A 20,138-nucleotide genomic window follows, 5' to 3' on the forward strand; every position below is an offset into this window, starting at 1 on the left:
CATGCCTTTTTTCCGGTTTTATCACCCCGTTTCCGGAGCGTAAACCGAAGGTCCAGACATAAGAACCCCCCAGTGTCTGCCGGGGCAATCCCGGCAAATCCTGAGGGGCGTTTCCGTTCCGGTTTTTAAGTCCTTGCCGCTCTTATCGGGCGGGGCTGTCCTTGACCGGTTCCGGTTCAGCCCCTTGTCCCTTTGGTGGGCGTCCGGGCTATCCGTGCTGGGTCTCTCCGTGCTGTGTCGCGTCAAGACCCTCGATCTCCTGCTCCTCGTCCACACGCAGGCCTGTGGTGAATTTGCAGATCATCAGAATGAGGAAAGTGACCACCGCGCTCCAGCCGATCACGACCACGAGGCCCAGCACCTGTTTAAGTACGGTGGCGTCCTTGGCCAGCGCATTGATGCTTTGATTAGCGAAGACCGCCGTCAACACCGCACCCACAAGACCGCCGACGCCGTGCACGCCAAAGGCGTCCAGACTATCATCGTACTTGAAGGCTTTTTTGAGAGCCGTCGCCCCGAAGAAGCAGGCGATGCCGCCGATAAAGCCGATGGCCAGCGCGCCCTTAGGATCGACAAAGCCCGCCGCCGGCGTAATGGCGACAAGGCCCGCCACAATGCCCGAAATCATGCCGAGCAGGGTCGGTTGCTTGCGCTCAAACCACTCAACGATCGTCCAGCCGACGGCGCCCGTCATGGCGGCAACGATGGTGTTGAGCACGGCAACTGAGGCCAGCGCATCCGCCGTCCAGGCCGACCCGCCGTTAAAGCCGAGCCAGCCGACCAGCAGCAGCGACGCGCCGATCATGGTAAAGGCCAGATTGTGCGGCGGCATATAGTCGCGCGGGAAGCCGCGGCGCGGCCCGAGAACGAGCGCGCAGACAAGGCCCGCAATACCCGAATTGACGTGCACCACCGCCCCGCCGGCGAAATCAAGTACGCCCATGCTGCCGAGAAAACCGCCGCCCCACACCCAGTGACACACCGGCGCATAGACCAGCAGAGTCCACAGGGCTGTAAACAGCAGGAAGGCCGAAAACTTCAGACGCTCGGCAAAGGCCCCGGCGATCAGAGCCGGGGTGATGATGGCAAAGGTCATCTGATAGGCGACCCACAGAAACTCCGGCAGTTGCGGCGCCAGACCGAACGCCGTCTGCATGGTCACGCCGTTGAGCAGCACCGCATCGAACGAGCCGATAAAGCGGTTCAGCCCTTCATTGCCATTGAGGCCGAACGACAGCGAATAGCCTGCCACGATCCACAGGACCGAGACGACAACGGCGGCGGCCACCGACTGCGCCATGGTCGCCAGCACGTTCTTCTTGCGGACCATGCCGCCATAGAACAGGGCCAGACCCGGCAGGGTCATCAACAGCACCAGCGCCGTGGAGACGATGATCCACGACGTGTGACCGCTATCAAGCGCCAAAACCGCCTGATGCTTGAGAAGCGCCGGTGCTGCCGTCGCTGCTGCTGCCACTGATCCCGTCGTCATACCGCCTGAACCCCGATCACACTCTGAAAAGGTTTGGAAAACTCGCATCTGCACACATCGCCCAGCCCTCAGGCTTGACGTTGCGCGTCACAGTTTTTCCGACATTTTTGCTCTTTGCGCGAAATTTTACCGAAAAGCGAGCAAATTTTGCGTCATCTGGCAAAAAAATTCACAAACCGCGTTTCCGACTGTTGCAGAGCGGTAGAAAGGGTCGCTTACGTCATTTCTGATAGTGGCTTGCTTAAGCCCCCTACCGGACCTTGGTCTTTTGCGGCGGCGTATCTGGGCATGTCGGCCAGCGCCCAATCATAGGCGTTACGGATTTAAGCCTGACTGAACCCCTGATCCCAAAGCTCCGTCATTAGAGTATTCAGAACATGCTCCAGAGCGCTTTCGCTGACCGATACTTCCATCTCGCGCAGATGCCGACACCTGACCCGCCGACTGGGCCGCCAGATCATAGGCACCAAAGAGTCCTGTCTCTTCGCTCGTCAGGTCATTATCGATGATAAAACCTTTCTTACAGAAGCGGGACGGCCCTACTTGAACGCCTTTACCGCCGCGACGATCTGGCTTTGCGTTTCGGCGTTGAGATAGGGGCTGAACGGTAGGCTGATCACCGTCTTCGACTTGGCTTCCGACACGCTCAGATCGCCCGTGCCGGATTTGAACATCGCATAGCCCGGCTGCTGATGCAGGGGGATGGGGTAATAGACCGCCGTCGGGATGCCTTTTTCACGAAGAAAAACTTGCAGGCCGTCGCGGTTTTCATGCTCGATCGTATATTGCGCCCAGGTCGAGACGTAGCCGTCCTTCACATAGGGCACGCTGGTCACATAGCCCTCCAGCGCCTCATTATAGCGTTTGGCCACGGCCTGACGCAGGTCAATCTCTTCGGCAAAGATGGCCAGCTTTTCGATCAGAACGGCGGCCTGAATCGTATCAAGGCGCGAATTCATGCCGATGCGCACGTTCAGATATTTGGCCTCATGGGTGTAGTTCATGGTCGCGGCGTCAGTCGGCGTCGCACCGCCGTGCACCCGGAACGAGATCAGGCGTTCAAGAAGCGCATCGTCATTGAGGACCACCGCGCCGCCGTCGCCATAGCAACCCAGCGGCTTGGCCGGATAGAAGCTTGTCGAGGTCGCGTTTGCCCATTCCAGTGGCTGCTTTCCGTCGATGGTGCAGCCAAAGCCCTGAGCCGAGTCGGCAATCAGGAACAGATCATGTGCCTTCGTGATCCTGGAAATCGCCGGATAGTCAGCTGCCTGGCCAAACAGATCAACAGCGATGACAGCTGCGGGTTTCAGACGCCCTTCGGCCTTCACCGCAGCAATAGCGGCCTCAAGCTTCACCGGGTCCATATTGTAGGTTTTTGGATCGATATCGACAAAGACCGGCTCAGCCCCGGTCATCGGCACGACTTCCGCGGTCGCAACGAAGGTAAAGGCCGGAACAAAGACGGCATCGCCCTTGCCCACACCCAGGCCAAGCAGAACCAATTCGATCGCATCGGTGCCGTTGGCGCATGACAGAGCATGACGGGCGCCGGCAAATTTCGCGAGATCGCTTTCAAAGGTGCGAACCTCCGGCCCCATGATGTAAGCGCCATGCGCCAGAACCTTTTTGATCCCGTCTTCGATCGACGCTCCGATGCGTTCACGCTGCGCACCGAGATCAATAAAAGGAATAGACATGGAGACACCTGCACAGAAGCCAACGAAAGTTGAGGCAGAGACTTATCACCCCTCACGTCCAGTGCACCTCAAAAGGCATTACCTATCGTTTCATCTGCGCCCTATCGTCGCGGCCTGAGACGACAAAGGTTCAGATACCGTATACGCGCTCACTTGTCGGACATTTACCTGAGCAAGCCGCCGTGCTAAGGCGGCGACAGAAGTGATCCGAACGCTTCGGATTTCGCTTGAGCCCGCGGCGGCTTTTGCGCATAAGAGCCGCGTGTGAGCGCTAACATTTTTTTACCGGAGGCAGTTTGGCCCTTGCGCCGGGCGGTCTGCGGGATCATTTCCGTCGCACAGGCAAACGCCTTATTCCTTCAGGGAGACTTACCTTGACCACCTACGGCAATCTGATCAACGGCGAATGGGTCGTTACCGGCACCACCTTCAACAATATCAATCCGTCTGACACCAATGACATCATTGGCGTCTATTCGACCGCTGGTGAGCCGGAAGTTAAGGCCGCCATCGCCGCTGCGCGTACGGCGTTCGAGACCTGGCAATATTCCACCCCGCAACAGCGTTTCGACATCCTCGACGCCGCTGGCACCGAAATCCTGGCGCGTAAGGCGGAGCTCGGAGCGCTGTTGTCGCGAGAAGAAGGTAAGACCCTGCCCGAGGGTATCGGCGAAGTGACCCGTGCGGGTCATATCTTCAAGTATTTCGCCGGTGAAGCCCTGCGCGCTCACGGCGAGGTGCTCGACTCCGTACGTCCGGGTATCAAGGTGGAAATCACGCGTGAGCCTGTTGGTGTCATCGGTCTGATCTGCCCGTGGAACTTCCCCATCGCTATCCCGGCGTGGAAAATGGCCCCGGCCATCGCCTTCGGGAACACGGTGGTTTGCAAGCCTGCTGAACTGACGCCTGGCTGCGCGTGGGCGCTGGCTGATATCCTGACGCGTGCCGGCCTGCCCAAGGGCGTGCTGAACGTTGTATTCGCTCGCGGTTCGGTCGCTGGTCCGCTTCTGATCGACGGCTGCGACGCCATCACCTTCACGGGCTCTGTGCCGACCGGCACCCGGGTGCGTGACGCCGCCGTGGCCAAGGGCAAGCGCATCCAGTGCGAAATGGGTGGCAAGAACCCGGTCATCGTGCTGGACGACGCGGATCTGAACATTGCCGTTAACTCCGTGCTGAACTCGTCCTTCTTCTCTTCGGGTCACCGCTGCACCGCCTCTTCGCGGATTATCGTGACTGAAGGCATCGCCGACAAGTTTGTCTCGGCACTCGCCGACGCGGCCAAGGCCATCAAGGTCGGCGACAGCCGCGCCGACGGCGTTCAGATGGGCCCGATCGCCTCCCAGGAACAGCTCAAAATCGCGCAGGACGCCGTCGCTACGGCAAAGGCGCAAGGCGGCGTTGTGGTCGCTGGCGGCGAAGACCTCACCTTTGGGACGCCGGGCTACTATTACGCACCGACCCTGATCGACAAGACGACCCCGGATATGGCTATCAACAAGGAAGAGGTCTTCGGGCCGGTCGCCTCGGTCATCCGCGTCAAGGATCTGGAAGAAGCCATCAAGGTCGCCAACGACACCGAAATGGGGCTGTCGGCGGGCATCTGTACGTCGTCGCTGAAGGCCGCTGAGACCTTTAAGCGCAAGGCGCAGGCCGGCATGGTTATGGTAAACCTGCCGACTGCGGGCGTCGATTACCACGTGCCGTTTGGTGGCCGTAAAGCCTCGTCTTATGGCCCGCGCGAACAAGGCGCCTATGCCAAAGAGTTCTACACGATCGTCAAGACGGCCTACACCTTCGCAGGCTAAGGTCTGTTCATTCAGACCAGATGTGGGGTCTTAGCCCCACGTCTCTAACGGAAAAGCGCCCTCGTTGACAAGGGCGCTTTTTTTACTGCCAAGAGAGGTTGCGTCTAGCGGCTGGCCAGACCGGTGCTGCGCGTCATCGCGGCCAGTTCCGTGCTGGCGCGGTAATATTCGATCGAGTCGATCTGATCATTGACGCCCTTGGCGTGGCCTTCGACCCACACAAGCTTTCCGCTTTCAAGGACAGCCTTCACCCTAAAGCGGGTGTCAAAATGGATACTGCCCCCTTCGCAACGGTCAAGCTCAACGACCGCCCTTTTCATGGGGCCGGCCAGTTCCTCGCCCTCACCTCTTACCGAATCGACAATCGCCTTACCCACCATCTGCTCCTGCTTAACGTCGCACTCGGCAAAGGCCGGGACGGCAAGGGTCAGAAGGGCTGCGGCCGCAGCGGTTCCAAAAATCGATTTCATCATGATCTGTTCACTCCGTTTTTTTCTTGTTTTTGGGCGAGTGCCTTGTTCAAGGGCGCAACCGTAACCCACGGGACTGCCCGTAAAGAATGCGCCAATTCAGAGCTTTGACAAGGGAAATTATTCCGAACCCTGACCAAAATCACAGATTTTTTACCGGTGCATATTAATATGTATACGGATTATTTTGACCCATAATGCTGTGAAATAAAAGAAATTTGGCACAAAATGCAAAAAAAGAGGCCCGGCTCAGAGGCCGGGCTTTACGGGAAAAAAACTTCAACAATCAACCAATCTGGGACGGATCGTCCCTCTCGAGCGGGTCGGCGAGGGCCTGTCCTTCGGGTACAAAATCCATTGCAACGGAGTTGAGGCAATAGCGAAGGCCGGTCGGCCGGGGGCCATCCTCAAAAACGTGACCGAGGTGCGAGTCACAGCGACCGCAGCGGATTTCAGTGCGGACCATGCCGTGTGAGGCATCCCGTAAGTAACGGATGTGCCCTTCGGCCACGCCCTGATAGAAGCTGGGCCATCCCGAACCTGAATGGAATTTAGCCCGCGAAGAGAAGAGCGGTAGGGCACAAAGCGCACATGTATAGATACCCTCCGCCTCATACTCATCGAACTTGCCACAGAATGGCGGCTCGGTGCCGTGGTCAAGCAGGATGCGCCGCGCTTCAGGATCGAGCTTTTCAGCGAGCAGACGCAGCTTTTCCTGCGAAGGCGGGGTGAGGTCGAAGCCGAGTTCGGAACGGGCCATGCGGATGTCCTTTCAAGATCAGCCTCTCATATAAGCACGTCTTTGCGGTCTTCACAGGGTCAGTGAAGCTATGGCCGATAGTACACGCTCACAGCCGCGCCCGTCGATCTGCGCATGCGCGCGCATGGCGATGCTTGAGCGTACATCGGGGCGATCCAGCAAGGTGCAAACGGTGGCCTCAAACCCCTCCGGCCAGCCGTCACGCGCATCCAGCATGGGAAAAGGCGAGGACAGGAGCCAGCTGGCCTGATTGTCGGCAACAACGAGGCCCAAAGCGCAGAGTTTCATAGCCGCCACCTCATTGAGGCTGCCGCCTGCCGCCGTTACCACTAAGGTGGCACCGCTAAGGACCTCGGCCACATTGTCAGGCGAAAGATAAAGGCGACATTCCTCGCGCCGGGCACATAATGCGCGCAGGGAATCGACGTCATTATGGGCCGGGCCCGCAATCAGACGGATCTCTGCTGCGCCCATATCCGCAAGGGCCTCAGCGCAGCGGGCGGTAAAGCCATAGGGGTCGGAACCGCCGAATATGACGCTGACATGTCCTCGGGGCGGCAGAGGATAGGTCTGGCGAAACTCGTGACGTATGAGGGCATAGGCGGGTCCGAGGCATTTGACAGCGTAAGGTGCGATCTGATCATAGGGTCGCGTCTCGGCTGAAGGCGCGGCATTTATCAGGAGATGGACATTGAGTGGGCGCACCACGGCCAGGTCGTCCATCGCGACGAGAATATAATCCGTATAAAGATCATTATAATAGTCGGGCCCGATGGCATAGGAGTCGCTTACGATCACCTCGCCTGGCGCAATCACGGCGCGCAGAGCCGCCACGTCTTGCGGGGTTCCGATGGAGGTGTCTAGGTGCCGGCAGCGAATGCCCAGATTGAGCAGTCGCTGAATTGCGGCCTCGGCTATGTCATTGATCAGGAAGACGACCTCATGCCCCTGCATCCGCGCCGCTTCGGCAAGGGCATAGCAGCGCATGAAATGCCCCAGACCAATGCGGGTCGAGGCTTCAGTGCGAACCCATATGCGCATGTCCCCTCCACTGCGACAGTCCGCCCCATGGTGTGCGCCATCAGGGTTAGCAGATTGTTAAAGGGTGGTCCCTAGCCTTTTATCGTCATCCCTGCGGAGCGCCCGACCATGGCCAGTTTGACCGAGACCTTTATCGAAGACGGCTTTGCCGATCTGGGTGTCTTGATGCCGGAAGAGGCCTGCCGCGAGCTGATGCAGGCCGTGCGCGCCAGCCGCAATTTCGGCCCCGACATATTCCTCGATCAGGCGACTTTTGAGGCCAATCCGCAATATCGCGGCACCAATCCCATGCCGGGACGCAACCTGTTTGAGGCCCTGTCGCCAAAGTCCGACTTTATTCTGGCCGAACCGCGCCTCAAAAGCGCTTTAAGCGAGCTTCTGGGGGCAGATTATACCGTGCTGGATCAAAAACTCGTTTGTGGCGTGCCTGATCGCTGGTTGCCTGACTGGTTGAAGCCTCGCATCATCGGCAATCCGGTCAATAATCTGGGGCCCTATATTCGACCCGCCTACCGCGACATCACCTACTTTTACGGCATCGATTTTCACCAGGACATCATCGACTGGAAAAGCCGCTATTCTGACCTGATCACGGTTTATGTCTATATCCACCCGGTGACGGCGGGCGACGCGCCTCTTTATGTCCTGCCCAGGAGTCATAAACTAGGGGCGTGCATGTTCCCGCACGACCTGACGAAACAGTCCGACGGGCGCTGGCTCTATCGCAACGGCACGGGCGGCGAAATGCCCCTTGATGAACGGATGCTGGTGGGTGAAACGGGCTATGTCGCCTGCTGGCATGCCTGCACGCTGCATGGCACGATGCCTGTGTCATCGGATGCCGAGCGCTTTTCCGCCCGCTTCCTGATTTCGCGCGGTCAGGCAGCCCAAGCAGGGCTTGACGCCGTCAATGCCTCCATCCCCTATCCGCTGTCGCTCGAAGATACGCGCCGCGATCTGGGCGCCGCGGGCGAAGCCCGGATTAAGGGCAATATTATCACCGGTCGCCCGGTGGCCGAGCGCTAGTCCTTAGGGCCGCCACGGACTGGCAAGGCATAACTTGCCGAAACATGAACCGTCCGAAAGAAAACAAACCACCACTCCAGCGAGCAATAAGGGGGATTTCCAAGGACTTCGGGCAACCAAGTGAGGGCGGCCTTTTTGACCGCCGCACGCGATTGCTTTTTAAGGTACATAGCCGATAGGTTGATTTCGACCCTACCTTAAGCTTGCAACCTCACGGGGAGGTTCTCTTCGTCAATGCGACCGTTACAGACGAAAAAAGCTCGCCTAAGCGAGCTTTTCCCGTTAATCGTATGACGATGAGGGTGGTGTTATCCCGCGTCCTCACGCGCCTTTGCATGTCACAACACCATTTTTACCCTTCGGCGTCAAGACAAACTTGTTTCTGTCTCAAGGTAGCATCCGGCCAATGACTTTTAGTCGTGACGAAATTACCCATCTGCCAAAGGTCCTGTCGGCGCCACGCTTTGCAACCTATCTGGCGGAAAAGAATGGCGACAAAGAGAAGGCACTCGCGCTTTACCAGTGGAATTTGGAAACATCAGCCGCATTCCTTGTTCCGTTGCAGATATGTGAAGTCAGTGTACGGAATTCAATAGTGACCGCTATAGAGACCGTTTATGGCTCGAACTGGCCGTTTGAAAAAGGTTTCGAAATTACGCTTAGAGACCCAAAAAAGGCCTACAGTCAGCGAAAAAACTTAACGGCTCTAAGATATTTAGGCACCAGCGGAAAGATAGTCGCCGAACTCAAATTTGTCTTCTGGCAAAAGATGCTAACTTTTTCGCATGACGCCGATCTGTGGAACACGCATTTCCGGGCAATTTTTCCCAACACGGACACCAACAAGACAGTCCAAGAACTGCGCTCTACCGGCTACGACCACCTTGAGAAAATACGTAGCCTGAGAAACCGCATTGCGCATCATGAACCGATTTTTCGTCGTAATATTCAAGACGAATATGACCGCATCCGTGAGGTCATATTTTGGACGGACGTTACGGCGGCAGGATGGGTTGATAAAATCGAGACAGTCACGGGTATGATCGCAACCAAGCCCTAGCGCATCGTATATGCCGGATTGCTTTGCAATCCATCGCTAAGACTGCTTTACAGAACCCCTTTAACACGTATCTATGCTCCGCTGCCTGAGCCGAAAGCCTCAAACCGCGTACCCGTGCTTTAGAAGCCTTGTGCGGCAGTCTTCGCGCACGGCTGCCCAGTCGGCCCGCAAAAGCCCCAGCCCGATCACATCGTGCGGCCCGTCCGACTTAACGACATGGCGGCGCAAGTGCGCTTCCTTCTGAAACCCGAAAGACAGGTGCAGCTTCCAAACGGCCGCATTGCTTTCCAGCACCTCGCACCATAGTTTCTCAAGCAACAAAACACCGAAGGCGTGTTCGATCATCTGATACTCTACCCACGCCCCGAGCCCTTTTCCGCGTGCCGCCGGCTCAGCCAGATAAAAGGCCCAGGCCGCTTTTTGGGCGTGACGGTCGATGTCGACGAAATTGGCAAGCCCAACGGGTTCTTCGTCCCATTCGATGATAAAATATCGCCTTGTCTCGTTAGTGCTCAGGCTGTCGAACCACGCATCGTGGCGCTCGCGCGGAATGAGGGTATCGGTGTACATGTAACGGCGCACCTCGTCCTGATTACGCCAGACGAACAGACGGTCGCGATCATCGGGAGTTAAAGGCCTCAGGCCAGCTGGGCGTGACGACGCTGACATTTTACTCTCACCTAAATGCGCGGGCGCCTCTTGAGGACGCACCCACCGGAGGCATTAAGCCTTTTTTTGATCAGGCCGGTTAATATCCCGTTGTCAACCGATTATCCGGAGCTGCCCATGTCCGCTCGTCGCATCGCCGTCATCCCTGCGCGGGGCGGGTCAAAGCGCATCCCTCACAAAAATATCAAACCGTTCTTCGGCCAGCCGTTGCTTAGCTACTCGATCCGCGCGGCCAGGGACTGCGGACTGTTCGATCATGTGATTGTTTCAACCGATGACGAAGAGATCGCTCTTGCGGCACGCAGGTTCGGAGCCGAGGTGCCCTTTATCAGACCGCCGGAACTGTCCGGCGATCATATCGGCACCAATGCCGTAATAATCCACGCCATTGACTGGTTTACTGAGGTTGCAGAGGCGCCCGATGCCGTCTGCTGTATCTACGCCACGGCACCATTTTTGACGGCGGCCCGCCTGAGCGAGGGGTGGCAGGCGTTGCAAGGCAAGCGTTTTGCGTTTTCGGCCACCTCTTACGCGTTCGCCATTCAGCGTGCCCTTTATCTCACCGACACGGGCGGCGTTTGCATGTTTCAGCCCGAACACCGACTGACCCGCTCTCAGGATCTGACACCCGCCTTTCACGATGCCGCGCAGTTTTACTGGGGCTGGGCCGAAGCCTTTAAAAACGGTGAGGAAATCTTTGCCCCGCACTCTGCCCCCGTTATACTGCCGCGCACAGAGGTCGTAGATATCGACACCCCCGAAGACTGGGCCGTGGCAGAGCAGATGTATGCGGCCCTACGACACCCACAGGCGCTTTAGCCGCCCTAAACCCACCCTGTACAAAGCATCGCTTTCATTCGCAGCGGGCTGGGACTAAAAGCCGATCCAAGACGGTCCGCCCGTCGAAGTCCTGGATCTGCCCTAATGCTCGCACTGCCGCTCTCCTGGCCGCTCGAAGGCCGGCGCGTCGTCCTGATCGGGACGGGCGACTGGCTTGCGCGCAAGCTGACCCTTCTGCGCCGGACCCCGGCGAGGTTGAGCGTCTTTACGCCGGATGACGAGGCGGAATACGAAGGCATTACGCCCGAACGGCGGTGGCCCACGGTCGAAGAGCTTAGTGACGCCTCCTTTGTTATCGTAGCGTTCGAAGACCGCGTGCTGGCGGAACGGGGGACCGAACTGGTTCGCGCCGCACACAGGCCGCTGAATGTCGTCGATAATCCGGACCTCGGGGATTTCCATATTCCCGCTATTATCGATCGCGGCCCCCTGTCGATCGGCGTTGCAACTGGAGGCACGGCCCCGGTTCTCGCCCGCGAAACCCGCCGAAGAATTGAAGCCGCGATACCCCCGTCTGAGACACAGCTCGCAGACTTTGCCCTGCGACTTAGTCCCCACCTGCGCGCCCTTCTCCCCAATGTTGATGAGCGGCGCCGCTTCTGGGAGGGCGTACTCGATTCTGAGGCGGCCAGTCTGGCGCGTCAGGGGCGCATCGATGAGGCCTTAGAGATCGCCCTTGCCCATGCCCGCGAGCCCGGACCGCGCAGGGGCGTTGTGCATCTGGTGGGTGCAGGTCCGGGGGATCCGGAACTTCTCACGCTTAAGGCTTTGCGCCTTCTCAGCGAAGCTGACGTCATTGTTTACGACCGTTTGGTCGGAGACAGCATCATGGACCTGGCGCGCCGCGATGCGGAACGCTTTTACGTCGGAAAGGCGCGCTCCAACCACTCCGTGCCGCAAGATCAGATCCACGCCCTTCTGGTCGAACAGGCGCGTTTGGGAAAACGCGTGGTGCGCCTTAAAGGTGGCGACCCGTTTGTCTTCGGGCGCGGGGGCGAGGAGGTTGAAGCGCTGAAGGCCGCCGGCATTGAGGTGCACATTACGCCAGGCATTACAGCCGCCCTTGGCTGCGCCGCCTCAACGGCGGTGCCACTGACCCATCGCGATCATGCCCAAAGCGTCTCCTTTATTACGGGCCACGCGAAAGACGGTGATTTTGAGCATAATCCCCTTGCGCTCGACTGGCAGCGACTGGCCGCGCAAAACCATACGCTCGTGGTCTATATGGGCATTCATACTGCGCAGACTATTTCTGACAAACTGACTGAGCATGGTCGCGCACCCGATACACCCGTACTGGTGGTTGAAAACGGTACACGGCCTGATGAGTCCAGAACACTGACCTGTCTGTCTGAATTGCCACAGACACTGCGCAGCCTTCCGCCTAAGGGACCGGCCCTTCTAATTATTGGCGAAGTCGCCGCCCTTTATCAGACGACGCACACGCACCGCGCCGTCGCAGACCTAATGAGGATCGCATGAAACTCCTGACCGCCAACCGCCTGACCGATGGTCTGGTGCTGTGGTATGTGGAAGGCTCAGACCTGTCGGGCTGGACCGAAGATGCGGCGTTAGCCACACGCCTTGAGGATGAGGCGGCGGCGCTGCTTTTGGACGAGTGGAAGGCGCGCGAAACCGAAGTGGTCGCGCCCTACCTTGTACCGCTCATCGATGAAAATACCCTGGTTAAGCGGGAATATGTGCGTGAGCACGTGCGCGCCAATGGCCCTACCGCGGGTCAGACCGCCTTTGACACCGCCCGACAGCACCAGCGCGGAGAGGTTTTCTAACATGTATCAGTATGACCAGTTCGACCACGCAATGGTTGCCGCGCGCAATGCCGAGTTCAAAGATCAGGTCGAACGCCGCCTGAAGGGTGAGCTGAGCGAGGATCAGTTCAAGCCGTTACGGCTGATGAACGGCCTCTATCTCCAGCTGCACGCCTATATGCTGCGCATTGCCGTTCCCTATGGCGTGTTGTCATCGCGTCAGATGCGCACTTTCGCCCATATTGCGCGTACCTATGACCGTGATTTCGGCCATTTCACGACGCGCCAGAACATTCAGTTCAACTGGATTAAACTGGCCGATACCCCGCAGATCCTCGAAGACCTGGCCGCGGTTGAGATGCACGCCATCCAGACCTCCGGGAACTGCATTCGCAATACCACCACCGATCAGTTTGCCGGAGCGGCAAAGGATGAAATCGACGATCCGCGTCCGTTTGCGGAGCTGATCCGCCAGTGGTCTACCTTCCACCCGGAATTCACCTTCCTGCCGCGTAAGTTTAAGATTGCGATCACGGGGGCCACGCGCGACCGCGCCGCTATTCGCGTGCACGATATCGGGCTGCAACTGACCGATAAGGGATTTGATGTATATGTGGGTGGCGGCATGGGTCGCACCCCGCACCTGGGGCATTTGATCAAGTCGGGCCTGCCTGGCGACAAGCTGCTAAGCTACCTCGAAGCCGCGCTTCGCGTTTATAACCGGTATGGCCGCAGAGATAATATTTACAAGGCGCGTATCAAAATCCTGGTCTCGGCGTTAGGCCCGCAGGAATATGCGCGTCAGGTGGAAGAGGAATGGGCGACACTTGATCAGGCGCAGATCGACGCGCCGCACGCTGAAATCGCGCGCATCAAGAGCTTCTTCCCGCAACCCGCCTATGCCGAAAAGCCGTTTGATGTGGCCTCGCTTGAGCGCGCCAAGGCGGCCGATGCCGGTTTTGCCCGCTGGGTGCGTAACAATACACTCGCCCACCGCCGCGACGACCACGTATCAGTGACGATTTCGCTCAAGCCTACAGGCCTTCCGCCAGGCGATGCGTCGTCAGCGCAGATGGACGCGATGGCGGATGCCGCCGATCGGTTTGGCTATGGCGAATTGCGCGTGAGCCATGAGCAGAATGTCATCCTGCCGCATGTGGCGAAGGCGGACCTTTACGAGCTCTACCGTCTTTTGGATCAGAACGGTCTGTCTTCTGCCAATGTCGGAAAGATAACCGACATGATCGCCTGCCCCGGTCTCGATTACTGCTCGCTGGCGAATGCCCGTTCCATCCCGCTGGCGCAGGATATTTCGCAGCGCTTTGCCGATGCTGAACTGACGGACAAGATTGGCGATCTGCAGATCAAGATTTCGGGCTGTATCAATGCCTGTGGCCATCACCATGTCGGTCACATCGGCATTTTGGGCGTCGATAAGCAGGGTGAGGAGTTTTATCAGATCCTGCTTGGCGGTCGTGCGGATGAACAGGCGGCGCTTGGCGTCATTACCGGCAAGGGCTTAAGTGCCGAAGCGGTACCGGGCGCACTTGAACGTCTGATTAAACTCTATCTTGAACTGCGAACGGACGAGACCGAGCGCTTTATTGACACCGTAGGCCGCCTTGGCCGTGAAGCCTTTGCCGGAGCCTTGCATGAGCCTGCTTAATTCCTCACACGCGCCGCAACTGGTCAGCGATCAGGGCGAGGTAAACGTCAATGGGTGGACGCTGCTGGCCGACGACGACGCGCTCGGCGTTGACCAGGCGGTATTAAGCTTTGGGCGCGCGATTAACGAACTTGACGGGTTGAACGGCCGCTATGGGGTGCGCGTCGCCCCGGGCGATGACGTTCGAAAACTGGCTCCGTTTCTATCGAAGGTGGCCCTGATCGAGGTCGCCTTTCCAGGCTATCGCGATGGGCGCGGCTATTCCACCGCGCGTATTTTGCGGCAGGATTTGGGTTTTGACGGTGAACTGCGTGCCGTCGGTGATGTGCTGCGCGATCAGCTTTTCTGGATGATGCGCTGCGGCTTTAACAGCTTCCTTTTGAAGGATGCTGATCCGGCGGGCGCCATCCGACACGCGCGCTCATTATACACACACGCCTATCAGTCCGCCGCCGACGGTCTGAAACCTGTTTGGGCCCTGCGCCATCCGGCGTGAGGGCAGGAATCTCCGCAATGACTGTGCTGATAAACAATCTGGTGGCCGATACGCCCGACCACGAACGCGCGCGCAAACTGTCTGCCAGATATGAGGGCTGGAACGCAGAGTCGATTCTGGCTGACGTCATCGGGCAGGAATTTGTGGGCAGTATCGCGCTCACCTCGTCCTTCGGGGCCGATGCGGTTGCGCTTTTGCACCTGGTCTCAAAAATCGACCGCACGACACCGGTCATCTTTCTGGATACGGACCGCCACTTCTTTCAGACGCTGCAGTATCGCGACGAAGTGATAAGCGCGCTCGGTCTCACAAACCTCACTAATCTGCGCCCGGCGCTGGAAGATATCCGTGCCCTTGATCCGAAAAACACCCTTTTTCAGAACGACCCGGACGCGTGCTGCGATTTTCGAAAGACCAGGCCTCTGGCCGCGGTAACAAAGGACTACGCCGCATGGATTTCGGGCCGTAAGCGCCATCAGGCCGCGACCCGCGCCAACCTGTCCGTTGTCGAGTTTGACGGGCGCAATTTCAAGATCAATCCTCTGGCAAACTGGACCGCGCAGGACGTGGCTGACTATATTCGTGCCCACAATCTGCCCGAACACCCTCTGGTGGCTCAAGGCTATCCATCGATTGGCTGCTCTACCTGCACGAAGCCTGTCGAAGAGGGCCAGGATGCGCGCTCGGGTCGCTGGGCCGGGCAGGATAAGACTGAGTGCGGCATCCATTTAAATGTCTATGACGGCGGCGAGGGGATCTAAACCCGCCACGTTGCGTAGATGTGTCACCCACGGCCTCGCGTCAGTGACACCTCGGCCGCCTGAAGTCGAAGCGTTCAGGATGATCATCCGGGGGCAGGCGCCTTCGCGACACGCCCACCATGAAGGCTAACCTGGGCTCCCTTCAACAGAGAAAGCGCCCTTCCAGCCCCTTTATATATGTGCGCGCCCCTGCCCTATGCAGCGCGAGCCCTTTCTGATCTGGTGACGTGCTAGGAGCCGCCCAACAGCGGCAACCGCTCTCTTTGCATCAACGCATAGGGCGTGCTCATAAGGCGTGTGATATCCTGTCAAAGCGCAAGATCGGTCGCGCGGATTAAAGCGATCAATGTCTAGATAGTGCCGCTACGGAGCAAGGGACGATGACGGCGGCGATTGAAAACTATCAGGCTCGAATGCGACGCGTTCTGGACTATATCGACCGGCAGACTGAGGAAGAGCTCAGTCTGGATGTGTTGAGCGGTGTTGCGGCCTTTTCAAAATTTCACTTCCATCGGCAGTTCGTGGCAACCTTCGGCTTGTCTGTCCATCGCTATGTCCACCTCGCCCGAATGAAGCGCGCTTCATTCCGGCTGGCCTATCACGAGGCCCAAAGCGTCACGGACATAGCATTGGATGCCGGATATGATTCACCCGATGCCTTTGCCCGCGCCTTTCGACAACGCTTTGGACAATCACCCTCGTCGTTTCGCAAGTCACCCGACTGGGAGCCGTGGCTGGCCGCTTTTGGCCCTCTCGATGCTGCAAGGAGCAAGCTCATGCAAAAGACCTTTACCGCCGACGACGTGACGATCCGCGACGTGGTTGCAACCCCTGTGGCCATTATGGAGCATCGGGGCGCCCCCTCCTCAATTGGCGAAACGATCAAGCGCTTTATCGCGTGGCGCAAAGCCACGGGTCTGACCCCAAAAACAAGCCCGACCTTTAACATCTTCCATTGCGATCCGCATACGACGCCAGACACTGAATACCGGATGGACCTGTGTGTCGGCACCGATCGTTTGCTTGGCGAACAGGACAAGCCCATGAAGGCGGGCCTGATCCCAGCGGGTCGCTGTGCGGTACTGAGGGTTATTGGCCACACCGATAATCTGGAGGCCGCCGCCCTTTACCTATATCAGACGTGGCTTCCCGCCAGCGGCGAAGAAACCCGCGATTTCCCGATCTATTGCCAGCGTCTGAGCTTCTTCCCGGACGTGCCGGAGTCTGAGGCGGTGGCTGAACTCTTTTTGCCGCTGAAATAGACTATTTCGGCAATGGCAGCTTCCCTGATGCGGGGTCGTGGGGTGTCTCCTGACTGGCAGGATAGACGCTGACGGCACAGGCACAGGGAAGCAAAGGCCTTAATAGTCCTCGAGAGGATAACGGTTACGGCGCCACGAAGAAGGTCTTGGAGCAGTATTCGCAGGTAATATGCACCTGACCGTCCGCTTCAAGCATGTCTGACTGCTCATCCACCGAGAAGGAGCGGACAAGTTCTTCGACGCGGGTTTGCGAGCAGCGGCAAAGCTTCGCGATGGGCTTAGGCGGCGACAGACGCACGCCGTCCTCGTGAAAGAGACGAAAGAGCAGGCGATCAGCTTCAAGCTCGAAGTCAGTAAGCTCTTCTTCGCCGAGCGTCGCAAACAAGGCCCGCACGTGATCGAAGGCTTCACGCGTATCGCCACGCGCATCATCGCCGGCCAGGGCCTGGATCATCGCCCCGGCCGCGCGCCAGCGTTCACCGTCAGGCGTCGTTTCGCGAGAAACGGCGAGCTTGATCTGCGTCGGGATCTGTTCGGACTGTGCGAAATAGTGCTCGGCGCACAAGGACAGGCTATCGCCTTCGATGGGGGTTACCCCCTGATAGCGATCACCCATACCATCGGGCTCAAGCGTCATTATGAAGGTCCCCTGCCCCAGAAGCTGCTGCGCGCCCAGGGACTGGAACTTTCCGACATTTTCCGCTTCCAGAGCTTTAAGTTCTTCGGGATCGAAGCGACAAAAACCGCGCAGGGAGCCGCGTGTATCGTAGTCGGCCACGACATAGCGCACCACGCCCTGTCCCTGAGCCTGCATGATCAGACGTCCCTCAAACTTCAGCGCAGAGCCGACCATGACCGCCAGCACACAGGCCTCGCCCAGAAGGGTCGCAATCGCATCCGGATAGGCGTGGGCATCAAGAATCGCATTCAGCGTTTCGTCGAGGCGCACCAGACGCCCGTGCACGGGAAGCGTGTCCAGCACAAAGCGGGCGGCATAGTCCTGCGACGGCAAAGGATAGGAGGTCATCAGAAAATCACACAAAAAGGGACAGGAGCGGCGGAGATAGTTTCAGCCTTGACCGGTTTCAAGGCATTACTGCGGCAATACTGACACCTTAACCGATCCGGCCGGTCAAAAAAAGCCAAGCAGAGCGGATTTACTGACAAAGGCGGTTGTCTTGCAGGGGCTTTTGTCCTAATTCCGCGCATTAATTTCGTGCCTTAAGGCGCGCTCCTCTCCCCTTCGGATGCGAACATGCACATGGCTCCCGCAAGCGTAAATCTCGCCACGCTCGTTCTCGATTTTGACTCAACCTTCACCAAGGTTGAAGCCCTCGATGTTCTGGCCGAGCAGCTCTTTTCGAGAGATCCCGCACGCCTGACGGACCTGAAGTCGATTAAGGAGCTGACAGACCTCGCCATGTCGGGAGAAATCGGCTTCGGCGAGGCGCTGCAACGTCGTATCAGCATTCTTAAGCCTTCGCGGGCTGATATCGAGGCGCTGGCGGAGGCCTTGAAGGCACAAGTGTCGGCGTCGATCGCCCGCAATCGCAAGGTATTTGAGGAAAATCCCGGTAAGATCCGCATCATCTCCGGTGGATTTCACGAATTCATCGATCCGGTCGTGGCCGAGTTTGGGATCAAGCCCGAGCACGTGTTAGCCAATCGCCTGATCTTCGACGAGGCGGGCGTGGCCACGGGCGTTGACCAGGACAATCCCTTGTCAAAGGATGGCGGAAAGATCGTCGCGCTCAGAAGCTGGGCTGACCTCACCGGCGCCATTGTCATGGTAGGGGACGGATGGACCGATTATGAGGTGTTTCAGGGCGGCGCCGCCGATCGCTTTTACGCCTTCACTGAAAACGTCAGCCGCGAAAAGGTCGTGGCCGCAACGACAGCCAGCGAGGCGACGCAGGTTGTTGCCTCTTTCGATGAGGTCTTACACAACGAAGGGTATGAAGGGCGCTACTCCTTCCCGCGTTCGCGTATGAAGATGCTTCTTCTGGAAAACGTTCACCCGGTCGCTATTCAGCATTTTCGCGATGAAGGCTATGACGTCTCCACGTTGAAGGGCGCGCTCGATGAAGAGGCGCTGATTGAGGCCATCCAGGGCGTGCACGTCCTGGGCATCCGCTCCAAGACCAATGTGACGCGCAAGGTCCTCGACGCCGCCGACAAGCTCATGGCGATCGGGGCGTTTTGTATCGGGACCAATCAGATTGATCTGAAAGCCGCCTCCGAAAAGGGCGTGGCGGTCTTCAATGCCCCCTATTCCAACACGCGTTCGGTGGTAGAAATGGTGATGGGGCTCACGGTTATTCTGACGCGCAACATTTATGACAAGTCCATCCAGATGCACACGGGTAAGTGGGACAAGTCGGCGACCGGTGCGCACGAAGTCCGTAATAAGACGCTCGGCATCATCGGCTATGGCGCGATCGGGTCGCAGCTTTCGGTACTGGCCGAAGCCTTTGGCATGCGCGTTATCTATTATGACGTTGCCGAAAAACTCACCCTGGGGAATGCCCGACGTTATCGGACGATGGATGCCGTCTTAGCGGAAGCCGATGTGTTGTCACTGCACGTTGATGGGCGGGCCGAGAACAAGAACATCTTCGGCAAGGCCCAGTTTGCCAAAATGAAAGATGGAGCCCTGTTCATAAATCTTTCGCGCGGCCATATCGTCGACATTGAGGCTCTGGCGGAGGCTGTTCGCACGAAGAAGATCTATGGCGCGGCCGTCGATGTTTTCCCCGAAGAGCCGCGCACCAATGACGATCCGTTTGAAAGTGCCCTCATGGGGCTGCCAAACGTCATTCTGACGCCGCATATTGGCGGGTCTACAGAAGAGGCGCAGGAAGCCATTGGTGAGTTTGCGTCGGAACGGCTTTTGAACTTCATCAGCCGCGGCGACACGACCTTCTCGGTCAATATGCCAAACGTTCAGCTGTCGGAAGTCGAGGGGCGTCACCGCTTCTTGCACATCCACCAAAACGTCCCTGGTGTTATGGCGGCGATCAACAACATCATCGCGAAGTATAATCTCAACATCCTCGCTCAGCACCTGAAGACAAACGAGCAACTGGGTTACGTGATCGTTGACGTCGACCGCGGCTATTCGCGCGAGGCCCTTGATGAACTGAAAGCGGTCACAGGCACGCTCAAATTCCGCTCCCTCGTCTAAGACCTGCGCTCACCATAACCGCTTAAGTCTGCCTTCTTTGAAGGACCGCATTGCGCCGGGCCTGCATAAAAGGCGCACGAGAATAGCATCGAGGCGCCCCTGGCGAGATCCTTGGCGGGCCTGAAGTGGAAGCCGGG

General features: G+C 58.2%; 17 protein-coding genes and 2 pseudogenes. 12 read left to right on the forward strand and 7 right to left on the reverse strand.

Going from position 1 to position 20,138, the window contains the following annotated elements:
• Window positions 1–208: 208 nt before the first annotated feature.
• The gene (locus AACH73_RS09950) at window positions 209–1,492 is read right to left on the reverse strand and encodes an ammonium transporter (protein WP_272739447.1); all 1,284 of its coding nucleotides are present in this window, start codon (window positions 1,490–1,492) and stop codon (window positions 209–211) included.
• Between the two features lie 539 nt (window positions 1,493–2,031).
• Complete coding sequence (locus AACH73_RS09955; protein ID WP_338734779.1) at window positions 2,032–3,189, reverse strand: DegT/DnrJ/EryC1/StrS aminotransferase family protein; 1,158 nt, start codon at window positions 3,187–3,189, stop codon at window positions 2,032–2,034.
• A gap of 374 nt (window positions 3,190–3,563) precedes the next feature.
• On the opposite strand from AACH73_RS09955, the gene AACH73_RS09960 reads away from it, so the two are divergent.
• Window positions 3,564–4,997 (forward strand): aldehyde dehydrogenase family protein, encoded by a 1,434-nt coding sequence (locus tag AACH73_RS09960; protein ID WP_272739449.1) that lies wholly within the window; start codon window positions 3,564–3,566, stop codon window positions 4,995–4,997.
• A gap of 104 nt (window positions 4,998–5,101) precedes the next feature.
• Here AACH73_RS09960 and AACH73_RS09965 read toward each other — a convergent pair whose 3' ends face one another.
• From AACH73_RS09965 to pseG, 3 genes are all read right to left on the reverse strand, one after another.
• A complete protein-coding gene (locus tag AACH73_RS09965) occupies window positions 5,102–5,470 on the reverse strand; it encodes a hypothetical protein (RefSeq protein ID WP_272739450.1) in 369 nt (122 codons plus the stop codon).
• Between the two features lie 283 nt (window positions 5,471–5,753).
• A complete protein-coding gene (gene msrB, locus AACH73_RS09970) occupies window positions 5,754–6,227 on the reverse strand; it encodes a peptide-methionine (R)-S-oxide reductase MsrB (protein WP_272739451.1) in 474 nt (157 codons plus the stop codon).
• A gap of 51 nt (window positions 6,228–6,278) precedes the next feature.
• Window positions 6,279–7,268, reverse strand: a complete 990-nt coding sequence (gene pseG, locus AACH73_RS09975) for a UDP-2,4-diacetamido-2,4,6-trideoxy-beta-L-altropyranose hydrolase (RefSeq protein WP_338734780.1) — start codon at window positions 7,266–7,268, stop codon at window positions 6,279–6,281.
• A gap of 108 nt (window positions 7,269–7,376) precedes the next feature.
• On the opposite strand from pseG, the gene AACH73_RS09980 reads away from it, so the two are divergent.
• Together AACH73_RS09980 and AACH73_RS09985 are read left to right on the forward strand one after the other, a co-directional pair.
• The gene (locus AACH73_RS09980; protein WP_272739453.1) at window positions 7,377–8,294 is read left to right on the forward strand and encodes a phytanoyl-CoA dioxygenase family protein; all 918 of its coding nucleotides are present in this window, start codon (window positions 7,377–7,379) and stop codon (window positions 8,292–8,294) included.
• 406 nt (window positions 8,295–8,700) lie between these two features.
• On the forward strand, window positions 8,701–9,354 hold the full coding sequence (locus tag AACH73_RS09985; RefSeq protein WP_272739454.1) for a hypothetical protein: 654 nt from the start codon (window positions 8,701–8,703) through the stop codon (window positions 9,352–9,354).
• 99 nt (window positions 9,355–9,453) lie between these two features.
• On the opposite strand, the gene pseH is transcribed toward AACH73_RS09985, so the two are convergent.
• Complete coding sequence (gene pseH / locus AACH73_RS09990; protein ID WP_272739455.1) at window positions 9,454–10,023, reverse strand: UDP-4-amino-4,6-dideoxy-N-acetyl-beta-L-altrosamine N-acetyltransferase; 570 nt, start codon at window positions 10,021–10,023, stop codon at window positions 9,454–9,456.
• Window positions 10,024–10,140: 117 nt separating this feature from the next.
• Between pseH and pseF the strand changes: the two genes are divergently transcribed.
• From pseF to AACH73_RS10025, 7 genes are all read left to right on the forward strand, one after another.
• A complete protein-coding gene (pseF, locus tag AACH73_RS09995) occupies window positions 10,141–10,842 on the forward strand; it encodes a pseudaminic acid cytidylyltransferase (protein ID WP_338734781.1) in 702 nt (233 codons plus the stop codon).
• Window positions 10,843–10,947: 105 nt separating this feature from the next.
• Entirely contained in the window at window positions 10,948–12,345 is a 1,398-nt protein-coding gene (gene cysG / locus AACH73_RS10000; RefSeq protein ID WP_272739457.1) for a siroheme synthase CysG, read from the forward strand.
• Complete coding sequence (locus tag AACH73_RS10005; RefSeq protein ID WP_272739458.1) at window positions 12,342–12,653, forward strand: DUF2849 domain-containing protein; 312 nt, start codon at window positions 12,342–12,344, stop codon at window positions 12,651–12,653. The genes cysG and AACH73_RS10005 overlap by 4 nt, the downstream gene beginning before the upstream one ends.
• Window position 12,654: 1 nt before the next feature.
• Window positions 12,655–14,298 carry a nitrite/sulfite reductase gene (locus tag AACH73_RS10010; protein WP_272739459.1) on the forward strand — a complete coding sequence of 548 codons (1,644 nt, stop codon included), beginning with the start codon at window positions 12,655–12,657 and terminating at the stop codon, window positions 14,296–14,298.
• The gene (locus AACH73_RS10015) at window positions 14,285–14,794 is read left to right on the forward strand and encodes a DUF934 domain-containing protein (RefSeq protein WP_272739460.1); all 510 of its coding nucleotides are present in this window, start codon (window positions 14,285–14,287) and stop codon (window positions 14,792–14,794) included. Before AACH73_RS10010 ends, AACH73_RS10015 begins: the two co-directional genes overlap by 14 nt.
• A gap of 17 nt (window positions 14,795–14,811) precedes the next feature.
• Window positions 14,812–15,555 carry a phosphoadenylyl-sulfate reductase gene (locus AACH73_RS10020; RefSeq protein WP_338734782.1) on the forward strand — a complete coding sequence of 248 codons (744 nt, stop codon included), beginning with the start codon at window positions 14,812–14,814 and terminating at the stop codon, window positions 15,553–15,555.
• 380 nt (window positions 15,556–15,935) lie between these two features.
• A complete protein-coding gene (locus AACH73_RS10025; RefSeq protein WP_272739462.1) occupies window positions 15,936–16,817 on the forward strand; it encodes an AraC family transcriptional regulator in 882 nt (293 codons plus the stop codon).
• Between the two features lie 124 nt (window positions 16,818–16,941).
• Here the strand turns inward: AACH73_RS10025 and AACH73_RS10030 are convergent, their stop codons facing one another.
• Complete coding sequence (locus tag AACH73_RS10030) at window positions 16,942–17,844, reverse strand: Hsp33 family molecular chaperone HslO (protein WP_272739463.1); 903 nt, start codon at window positions 17,842–17,844, stop codon at window positions 16,942–16,944.
• Window positions 17,845–18,078: 234 nt separating this feature from the next.
• Between AACH73_RS10030 and AACH73_RS10035 the strand changes: the two are divergent.
• Both AACH73_RS10035 and serA read left to right on the forward strand, forming a co-directional pair.
• A pseudogene (locus AACH73_RS10035) lies at window positions 18,079–18,627 on the forward strand (HAD-IB family phosphatase); the annotation flags it as partial.
• A gap of 159 nt (window positions 18,628–18,786) precedes the next feature.
• Window positions 18,787–20,001: pseudogene (gene serA, locus AACH73_RS10040) on the forward strand (phosphoglycerate dehydrogenase); the annotation flags it as partial.
• Window positions 20,002–20,138 lie beyond the last annotated feature (137 nt).

The sequence above is a fragment of the Asticcacaulis sp. DW145 genome (genome assembly GCF_037101385.1).
In the GTDB taxonomy this organism is placed as follows: domain Bacteria; phylum Pseudomonadota; class Alphaproteobacteria; order Caulobacterales; family Caulobacteraceae; genus Asticcacaulis; species Asticcacaulis currens.

What these genes read in the sequence shown, in the direction of transcription:
- AACH73_RS09950 (WP_272739447.1), bottom strand. Translation starts at nt 1,492, where the DNA reads ATGACGACGGGATCAGTGGCAGCAGCAGCGACGGCAGCACCGGCGCTT.
- AACH73_RS09955 (WP_338734779.1), bottom strand. Translation starts at nt 3,189, where the DNA reads ATGTCTATTCCTTTTATTGATCTCGGTGCGCAGCGTGAACGCATCGGA.
- AACH73_RS09965 (WP_272739450.1), bottom strand. Translation starts at nt 5,470, where the DNA reads ATGATGAAATCGATTTTTGGAACCGCTGCGGCCGCAGCCCTTCTGACC.
- msrB (WP_272739451.1), bottom strand. Translation starts at nt 6,227, where the DNA reads ATGGCCCGTTCCGAACTCGGCTTCGACCTCACCCCGCCTTCGCAGGAA.
- pseG (WP_338734780.1), bottom strand. Translation starts at nt 7,268, where the DNA reads ATGCGCATATGGGTTCGCACTGAAGCCTCGACCCGCATTGGTCTGGGG.
- AACH73_RS09980 (WP_272739453.1), top strand. Translation starts at nt 7,377, where the DNA reads ATGGCCAGTTTGACCGAGACCTTTATCGAAGACGGCTTTGCCGATCTG.
- AACH73_RS09985 (WP_272739454.1), top strand. Translation starts at nt 8,701, where the DNA reads ATGACTTTTAGTCGTGACGAAATTACCCATCTGCCAAAGGTCCTGTCG.
- pseH (WP_272739455.1), bottom strand. Translation starts at nt 10,023, where the DNA reads ATGTCAGCGTCGTCACGCCCAGCTGGCCTGAGGCCTTTAACTCCCGAT.
- pseF (WP_338734781.1), top strand. Translation starts at nt 10,141, where the DNA reads ATGTCCGCTCGTCGCATCGCCGTCATCCCTGCGCGGGGCGGGTCAAAG.
- cysG (WP_272739457.1), top strand. Translation starts at nt 10,948, where the DNA reads ATGCTCGCACTGCCGCTCTCCTGGCCGCTCGAAGGCCGGCGCGTCGTC.
- AACH73_RS10005 (WP_272739458.1), top strand. Translation starts at nt 12,342, where the DNA reads ATGAAACTCCTGACCGCCAACCGCCTGACCGATGGTCTGGTGCTGTGG.
- AACH73_RS10010 (WP_272739459.1), top strand. Translation starts at nt 12,655, where the DNA reads ATGTATCAGTATGACCAGTTCGACCACGCAATGGTTGCCGCGCGCAAT.
- AACH73_RS10015 (WP_272739460.1), top strand. Translation starts at nt 14,285, where the DNA reads ATGAGCCTGCTTAATTCCTCACACGCGCCGCAACTGGTCAGCGATCAG.
- AACH73_RS10020 (WP_338734782.1), top strand. Translation starts at nt 14,812, where the DNA reads ATGACTGTGCTGATAAACAATCTGGTGGCCGATACGCCCGACCACGAA.
- AACH73_RS10025 (WP_272739462.1), top strand. Translation starts at nt 15,936, where the DNA reads ATGACGGCGGCGATTGAAAACTATCAGGCTCGAATGCGACGCGTTCTG.
- AACH73_RS10030 (WP_272739463.1), bottom strand. Translation starts at nt 17,844, where the DNA reads ATGACCTCCTATCCTTTGCCGTCGCAGGACTATGCCGCCCGCTTTGTG.